8 protein-coding genes and 2 tRNA genes are annotated in these 8,521 nt (G+C 42.4%); all 10 read right to left on the reverse strand.

The window, feature by feature from the left end; genetic code table 11:
- Positions 1–34: 34 nt before the first annotated feature.
- On the reverse strand, positions 35–3,841 hold the full coding sequence (rpoB, locus tag ACO1NU_RS09855; protein WP_448818299.1) for a DNA-directed RNA polymerase subunit beta: 3,807 nt from the start codon (positions 3,839–3,841) through the stop codon (positions 35–37).
- 148 nt (positions 3,842–3,989) lie between these two features.
- Positions 3,990–4,367: a 50S ribosomal protein L7/L12 gene (rplL, locus tag ACO1NU_RS09860; RefSeq protein ID WP_448818300.1), complete on the reverse strand. Its 378-nt coding sequence runs from the start codon at positions 4,365–4,367 to the stop codon at positions 3,990–3,992.
- 56 nt (positions 4,368–4,423) lie between these two features.
- Positions 4,424–4,942, reverse strand: coding sequence for a 50S ribosomal protein L10 (gene rplJ, locus ACO1NU_RS09865; protein WP_448818301.1), 519 nt, complete (start codon positions 4,940–4,942; stop codon positions 4,424–4,426).
- A gap of 2 nt (positions 4,943–4,944) precedes the next feature.
- A complete protein-coding gene (rplA, locus tag ACO1NU_RS09870) occupies positions 4,945–5,643 on the reverse strand; it encodes a 50S ribosomal protein L1 (protein WP_407430226.1) in 699 nt (232 codons plus the stop codon).
- Between the two features lie 20 nt (positions 5,644–5,663).
- Positions 5,664–6,107 carry a 50S ribosomal protein L11 gene (rplK, locus tag ACO1NU_RS09875; RefSeq protein WP_448818302.1) on the reverse strand — a complete coding sequence of 148 codons (444 nt, stop codon included), beginning with the start codon at positions 6,105–6,107 and terminating at the stop codon, positions 5,664–5,666.
- A 71-nt stretch (positions 6,108–6,178) separates the two neighbouring features.
- Positions 6,179–6,721 carry a transcription termination/antitermination protein NusG gene (gene nusG, locus ACO1NU_RS09880; protein ID WP_448818303.1) on the reverse strand — a complete coding sequence of 181 codons (543 nt, stop codon included), beginning with the start codon at positions 6,719–6,721 and terminating at the stop codon, positions 6,179–6,181.
- 12 nt (positions 6,722–6,733) lie between these two features.
- On the reverse strand, positions 6,734–6,931 hold the full coding sequence (gene secE / locus ACO1NU_RS09885) for a preprotein translocase subunit SecE (RefSeq protein ID WP_448818304.1): 198 nt from the start codon (positions 6,929–6,931) through the stop codon (positions 6,734–6,736).
- A 15-nt stretch (positions 6,932–6,946) separates the two neighbouring features.
- Positions 6,947–7,017: transfer RNA gene (locus ACO1NU_RS09890), tRNA-Trp, on the reverse strand.
- A 102-nt stretch (positions 7,018–7,119) separates the two neighbouring features.
- Positions 7,120–8,307: an elongation factor Tu gene (gene tuf, locus ACO1NU_RS09895; protein ID WP_448818305.1), complete on the reverse strand. Its 1,188-nt coding sequence runs from the start codon at positions 8,305–8,307 to the stop codon at positions 7,120–7,122.
- Between the two features lie 61 nt (positions 8,308–8,368).
- A tRNA-Thr gene (locus ACO1NU_RS09900) sits at positions 8,369–8,440 on the reverse strand.
- Between the last annotated feature and the right edge of the window lie 81 nt (positions 8,441–8,521).

Below are 8,521 nucleotides of genomic sequence, written 5' to 3' on the forward strand. Positions count from 1 at the left end.
GCAGTACTAGCCGCTTCCAGCTTTAAACTTTTAACTAATCTAACGTGATATCTAAACCTAAACCTCTTAACTCATGAACCAATACGTTGAAAGATTCAGGAACTGAAGGCGTTGGAAGGGTTTCGCCCTTAACAATCGCTTCATAAGTTTTAGCACGACCTACCACATCATCCGACTTAACGGTTAGTATCTCTTGCAGAATGTTCGCTGCACCAAATGCTTCGAGTGCCCAAACCTCCATCTCACCAAAACGCTGACCACCGAACTGGGCTTTACCACCCAAAGGTTGCTGTGTAATCAGTGAGTACGGACCGATTGAACGTGCGTGCATCTTGTCATCAACCATGTGTCCAAGTTTCAGCATGTAGATAATACCTACTGTTGTTGGCTGGTCAAAACGATCACCTGTTAATCCGTTGTATAAATATGTACGACCGGAAGAAGGAAGCTTTGCCTTTGCAATCCACTCATCAACCTCGAGGTGACTCGCACCATCAAAGATCGGAGTAGCAAATTTCAGTCCGAGTTCTTTACCAGCCCAACCAAGAACAGTTTCGTAGATCTGTCCAAGGTTCATACGGGAAGGTACACCCAATGGGTTAAGAACAATATCAACCGGTGTTCCATCTTCAAGGAAAGGCATGTCCTCGTCACGAACGATCTTCGCAACAATACCCTTGTTTCCGTGACGACCTGCCATCTTATCACCTACTTTCAGCTTACGCTTCTTGGCAATATAAACTTTAGCCATCTGAACGATTCCCGACGGAAGCTCATCCCCTACACTAATCGCAAACTTATCTCTCTTGTAAGCACCAAGCTCCTCGTTAAGTTTGATATTATAATTGTGCAGCAATTGCTTGATCAGTTCATTCTTGTCCTCATCCGTAGTCCACTTTGTTGGGTTGATGTTAGCAAACTCCAACTCAGTAAGCATCTTCTGAGTAAACTTCGCACCCTTAGGCACAAGAAGCTCTTTGTACACGTTGTAAACTCCCTGAGAAGTCTTACCGTTAACAATAGTGAACAACTTATCGATCAGGCTATCCTTCAGATTCTTCACCGCTCTGTTATGAGCAGTATCCAGTTTCTCCAGTTGAGCCTTCTCTTCTGCCTTTGAAGTCTTCTTAGCACGTGAAAACAGCTTGGTATCGATAACCACACCCTTGATAGAAGGAGGCGTTTTCAATGAAGCATCTTTCACATCACCAGCTTTGTCACCAAAGATGGCACGAAGAAGTTTCTCTTCCGGTGAAGGATCAGATTCACCCTTAGGCGTAATCTTACCGATCAGGATATCACCTTCTTTTACTTCAGCACCTACGCGAATGATACCATTCTCGTCAAGGTCCTTAGTCGCCTCTTCAGAAACGTTAGGAATATCCGGAGTCAGTTCTTCCTCTCCACGTTTCGTGTCACGAACTTCAAGTTCGAACTCCTCGATATGAAGAGAGGTGAAAATATCCTGAGAAACAACACGCTCAGAAATAACGATCGCATCCTCAAAGTTGAAACCCTGCCAAGGCATGAACGCCACTTTCAGGTTTCTACCTAATGCTAATTCACCGTCCTGAGTCGCATAGCCCTCACAAAGCACCTGACCTTTTTCAACACGTTGCCCTTTGGTAACAATAGGCTTCAGGTTGATACAAGTGCTCTGGTTGGTTTTCTTGAATTTAATTAAGCTATATGATTTTGATTCTCCGTCAAAAGAAACCAGTCTGTCATCATCGTTGCGATCATAGATGATGCGGATTTCATTCGCATCAACATACTCAACAACACCTGAGCCTTCTGCATTGATCAGTGTACGGGAGTCACGTGCAACTCTACCTTCAAGACCTGTACCTACTACAGGTGCTTCCGGACGAAGTAAAGGTACTGCCTGACGCTGCATGTTCGAACCCATCAGGGCACGGTTAGCATCATCATGCTCAAGGAACGGAATCAAGGAAGCCGCAATTGACGTGATCTGGTTAGGAGCAACGTCGATCAGGTCAAGTCTTTCCGGCTCAATTACCGGGAAGTCACCTTCAAAACGAGACTTTACTTTTGGAGTTTGGAATACCCCGTTCTCATCATAGTGAGCGTTAGCCTGAGCGATGGTTTTTCCATCTTCATCTTCCGCCGACAAGTAGATAACAGGTTCTTCCACTACAACCCGGCCATTATCCACCTTACGATAAGGAGTTTCAATGAAACCTAAGTTGTTAATCTTCGCATGTACACAAAGAGACGAAATCAATCCGATGTTCGGACCTTCAGGAGTCTCAATAGTACAAAGACGACCATAGTGAGTATAGTGAACGTCACGAACCTCGAAACCAGCACGCTCTCTGGAAAGACCACCGGGACCTAAGGCCGACAAACGGCGCTTGTGGGTAATCTCAGCAAGTGGATTGGTTTGATCCATGAACTGAGATAACTGGTTGGTACCAAAGAAAGAGTTGATTACCGATGACAGCGTACGGGCATTGATCAGATCTGTTGGTGTGAACACCTCGTTATCACGAATGTTCATACGCTCACGGATCGTTCTGGCCATACGAGCCAGACCAACACCAAACTGGGCGTATAACTGCTCACCTACCGTACGTACACGACGGTTTGATAAGTGGTCAATATCATCCACCTCAGCTTTAGAGTTGATCAGTTTGATCAGATATTTAACGATAGCGATGATATCATCTTTTGTAAGCACTTTCGTTTCTTCTGAAGTCGTCAGTTTAAGCTTACGGTTAATGCGGTAACGACCAACATCACCCAGATCATATCTCTTATCTGAGAAGAACAAACGGTCAATAATACCGCGTGCAGTTTCTTCATCAGGTGGTTCTGCGTTACGAAGTTGACGATAGATATGCTCTACCGCTTCTTTCTCCGAATTGGAGGTATCCTTCTGCAGGGTATTATAGATGATCGAATAATCCGCGTTGTTAGAAGCATCTTCCTTTGTAAGGATAACACTCTTCACACCCGCATCAATGATCATATCGATGTGGTTTTCATCAAGAACAGTCTCGCGTTCAAGGATGATCTCATTACGGTCGATAGAAACAACCTCACCAGTATCCTCATCCACAAAGTCTTCTACCCACTTCTTAAGAACCCTTGCTGCAAGCCTGCGGCCAATAAATTTCTTTAAGCCTGATTTACTAACCTTAACCTCATCAGCAAGTTCAAATAGCTCAAGAATATCTTTATCCGAATCATAACCAATTGCACGGAGCAGGGTGGTTACAGGGAACTTTTTCTTACGGTCGATGTAAGCATACATGACGTTGTTCACGTCTGTTGCAAACTCGATCCAAGAACCTTTAAAAGGTATCACTCGGGCGGAGTATAATTTACTACCATTCGTGTGACGGCTCTGGCCGAAGAACACACCCGGGGATCTGTGGAGCTGAGATACAATTACACGCTCTGCACCATTGATAACAAACGTACCTTTAGGAGTCATATACGGGATAGTACCCAGATATACGTCCTGTACGATTGTTTCAAAATCCTCATGCTCTTCATCGTTACATGACAAGCGCAATTTGGCTTTTAAGGGAACGCTATAAGTTAAACCACGCTCAATACATTCCTGTATGTCATAACGCGGCGGATCTATGAAATAATCAAGAAACTCCAAAACGAAGATGTTTCTTGAGTCAGAGATCGGAAAGTTCTCAGCAAAAACCTTAAACAATCCTTCCTGGTGACGGTTGTCAGAGGTAGTTTCGAGCTGAAAAAACTCCCTGAAAGATTGCAGTTGCACATCCAGGAAATCGGGATAATCGATCACGTGTCTGCTGGTTGCAAAGTTTATTCTTTCGCTTTGATTTTTGGTTGCCAATGGATTACGATTTTAGTTTATCAAAACTGTGACTTCTTTAGGCATTCTAGTACCCCTGTTGCAAGTCGGACAACTTGGGTATAATACAAACAACAATAGACCCCGGTGAAAACCGGAGTCTAAAGTAAAAAATTATTGAGTTGAGAAATTACTTAACCTCAACTACAGCTCCTGCTTCTTCTAATTGTTTCTTAAGAGCTTCAGCTTCGTCTTTAGTAACACCAGCTTTAAGTTCTTTTGGAGCGCCGTCTACTAAGTCTTTAGCTTCTTTTAGACCAAGACCAGTAAGGTCTTTTACTAATTTAACAACAGCTAATTTCTGACCACCAGCTTCTTTAAGGATCACGTCGAACGCTGTTTTTTCTTCAGCAGCAGCAGGTCCATCACCAGCAGCAGGAGCAGCAACTGCTACTGCAGCAGCAGCAGGCTCTATACCATATTCATCTTTTAGGATCTGAGCTAATTCGTTAACTTCTTTTACAGTCAAGTTTACTAATTGTTCAGCAAACGCTTTTAAATCTGCCATTGTATTTAAATTTTAATATAATACTTTTTTGTGTGTAGAACTTACAGGTGTTCTACTTAACCTCTTTCTTGTAATGTTTTAACTAATCCGGCAATCTTCGCACCACCAGACTTAAGTCCAGAGATAACGTTCTTAGCAGGAGATTGTAGTAATCCGATAATGTCACCAACAAGCTCTTCTTTCGATTTAAGCGTTGCAAGCGCATCCAGCTGGGCGTCACCAACAAAGACAGCACTGTCAATGTAAGCACCCTTTAAAAGTGGTTTTTCACCAGATCTTCTAAGTTCCTTGATCAGCTTAGCAGGAGCATTTGCTACTGTAGTGAAAATAATGGTAGAAGAACCTTTTAATACACCGTCAAACTCAGTTGAGTCTAAACCTGCGCCTTCCATTGCTTTGCGGATCAAGGTGTTCTTTGCAACCTGAATCGAAATTCCGTTTTCAAAAAACTTACGACGAATCGTATTGATCTTCGCTACTGAAAGATCAGCAGTATCGGTGATGTAGAAATTACCGTATTCTTTGATCTGTTCGGTAAGGGACTGAACAATTTCTTGTTTCTCTTCTTTTCTCATGATTAGATTCCCCCTACTGATTTAGTTTCAACCTGGATTCCAGGAGACATAGTTGAAGAGATATGAATGCTCTTGAAATATGTTCCTTTAGCTGCTGAAGGTTTCAATCTTGACAATGTTTGAATTACTTCTAAAGCATTATCGTAGATCTTATCAGCACTGAAAGATGCCTTTCCTATTGACGTATGGATGATACCTGTTTTGTCAACCTTGAAATCGATCTTACCAGCCTTTACATCTGTTACTGCTTTACCGATCTCGGTTGTAACAGTTCCAGACTTAGGGTTCGGCATCAGGTTACGCGGACCTAAAATGCGTCCAAGTCTACCTACTTTTGCCATAACACTAGGCATGGTGATGATGATATCCACGTCGGTCCATCCACCCTCTATTTTAGAAATATACTCATCCAGACCCACAAAGTCTGCTCCTGCAGCTTTAGCTTCTTCTTCCTTATCAGGAGTTACTAAAGCCAAAACGCGAACAGTCTTACCTGTACCATGAGGAAGAGTTGCGATACCACGAACCATCTGATTTGCTTTACGTGGATCAACGCCTAAACGAACGTCGATATCTACTGAAGCATCAAACTTGGTTGTAGTGATTTCTTTAACAAGAGCCGAAGCATCTTGTAAAGAATACGCCTTCCCAACCTCAATTTTGGAGAGTGCCTTCTTTTGATTTTTTGATAATCTAGCCACTTCTTAACTGATTTAATTAATTAACTGTTCCAGGGTGCATTACCAGAAACGGTAATTCCCATACTACGTGCTGTACCAGCTACCATTTTCATAGCAGACTCTACAGTAAAGGCGTTTAAGTCAGGCATTTTATCACTAGCAATAGTTGCTACCTGTTCCCAGGTTACAGAAGCTACCTTTTTACGGTTAGACTCTGCAGAACCACTCTTAAGACCTGTAGCTTCCATTAACTGGATAGCCACCGGAGGTGTTTTAATGATAAAATCAAATGACTTATCAGCATAGACTGTAATTACAACCGGTAATACTTTACCTGGCTTATCTTGGGTACGAGCATTGAACTGCTTGCAAAACTCCATGATGTTCACACCCTTAGCACCCAATGCAGGTCCTACTGGAGGTGATGGATTTGCGGCGCCACCTTTGATCTGTAATTTTACTAACGCACTGACCTCTTTTGCCATTTTTGTTTATTTATTTATTACTCAATGTTAGTAAGTTGGAAGCTGTAACATTTAAGTTCTTATAGAATATATTATTCTTTTTCTACCTGCATGTAGTTAAGTTCGAGAGGAGTACGGCGTCCGAAGATCTTAACCATCACCTTTAGCTTCTTCTTCTCTTCATTAACTTCTTCAATAACACCTGTAAAACCGTTGAATGGTCCGTCCATTACCTTCACGTTTTCGCCAACGTAATAAGGAACGTTCATAGTTTCACTCTGCTGAGTCATCTCGTCTACTTTACCGAGTATACGATTTACTTCAGCCGGGCGCATCGGAACAGCATTACCGCTCTTGTCTCCCAGGAAACCGATAACGCTGTTAATATTTTTAATGATATGCTCCAACTCACCGTCCAACACGGCTTCAATTAAAACATACCCTGGATAATAATTACGTTCTTTAGCTATTTTCTTTCCATCCCTCATCTGGTAGTACTTCTCCATGGGGATCAATACCTGAGGTAATAAATGCGAAATACCAAGACGGTTAATCTCGGCTTCAAGATACTGCTTTACCTTTTTTTCTTTGCCACTAACTGCACGTACAACATACCACTTCAGCTGATCACTCATAATAGCACTCATTTAGTTAGCAACTGATCTATAAAATAACTTCAATAAGTTACCTACAGATTCATCCATCGCCAAAATTAGAAGGGCGATAATAACTGAGGCAACCAGGACGATCACTGCAGAATTCTGCAATTCACTCCAGGTCGGCCATGACACCCTTTGGGTCATTTCCTCATATGAATCTTTAAGAAACTCAACTACGTTAGCCATATTTGCAAACTTTAGCACGGGCACAAGGATTCGAACCCTGATCAAAGGTTTTGGAGACCTCTATTCTACCATTGAACTATGCCCGTATAACAACCGTTTAACCGGTTGTAGACTTTTTAGAACAAAATACTCAGGCTGACCTGAGTATTTTGTAATGTATTCTGAATAAGCCCTAAAGCTCGTTCTTACTATTTTAAGATTTCAGTTACCTGACCAGCACCTACTGTTCTACCACCTTCACGGATAGCGAAACGAAGTCCTTTTTCCATTGCGATAGCGTTGATCAACTGTACAGTGATTGTAACGTTGTCACCTGGCATAACCATTTCAACACCTTCTCCTAATGAAATCTCACCAGTTACGTCTGTTGTACGGAAGTAGAACTGAGGACGGTATTTGTTGAAGAAAGGAGTGTGACGTCCACCTTCAGCTTTAGATAATACGTAAACCTCAGCTTTGAAATCTGTGTGAGGAGTTACTGAACCTGGTTTACAGATAACCATACCACGACGGATATCAGTTTTCTCAATACCACGTAACAATAGACCTACGTTGTCTCCAGCTTCACCTCTGTCTAGGATCTTACGGAACATCTCAACACCTGTTACAGTTGATTTAAGATTTTCAGCACCCATACCTAAGATTTCAACAGGCTCACCTGAGTTGATTACACCTCTTTCGATACGACCAGTTGCTACAGTACCACGACCAGTGATCGAGAATACGTCTTCAACAGGCATAAGGAAAGGAAGCTCAGTCAAACGTGGAGGAATTGGAATGTAGCTATCTACAGCGTCCATTAACTCCATGATTTTAGCAACCCATTTGTCATCTCCATTCAATCCACCTAAAGCAGATCCTTGGATAACTGGAATGTCATCACCAGGGAAATCGTAGAAAGATAATAGTTCACGGATCTCCATTTCAACTAGTTCTAACAACTCTGGATCGTCAACCATATCAACCTTGTTCATGAAAACAACAAGAGCTGGTACACCTACCTGGCGAGCTAACAAGATGTGCTCACGAGTTTGTGGCATAGGACCATCAGTAGAAGCAACCACAAGGATTGCACCGTCCATCTGAGCAGCACCAGTAACCATGTTCTTTACGTAATCCGCGTGACCTGGACAGTCAACGTGTGCGTAGTGACGGTTTGCTGTAGAATACTCAACGTGTGCAGTATTGATAGTGATACCTCTCTCTTTCTCCTCAGGAGCAGAGTCAATAGAATCAAATGAACGAGCCTCAGATAAACCAGCATCAGCTAATACTTTAGTGATAGCTGCAGTAAGAGTAGTTTTACCGTGGTCAACGTGACCGATTGTACCGATATTTAAGTGCGGCTTACTGCGGTCAAATTTTTCTTTTGCCATTTTTTATACTAATTAGTAGGTTAATTTTATTTTTATTGTATTTGATTATATACCTTAACCGAGCCAATGATGGGACTTGAACCCATGACCTCTTCCTTACCAAGGAAGTGCTCTACCGCTGAGCTACATCGGCTTATCCGTCAGTCCGCAGTTTGATTCTCAGTACCCTGAAACACAAAACTGCAAACGGCATACTGCCGACTGCTGATTGTTA

It is taken from the genome of Arcticibacter sp., from assembly GCF_053551015.1.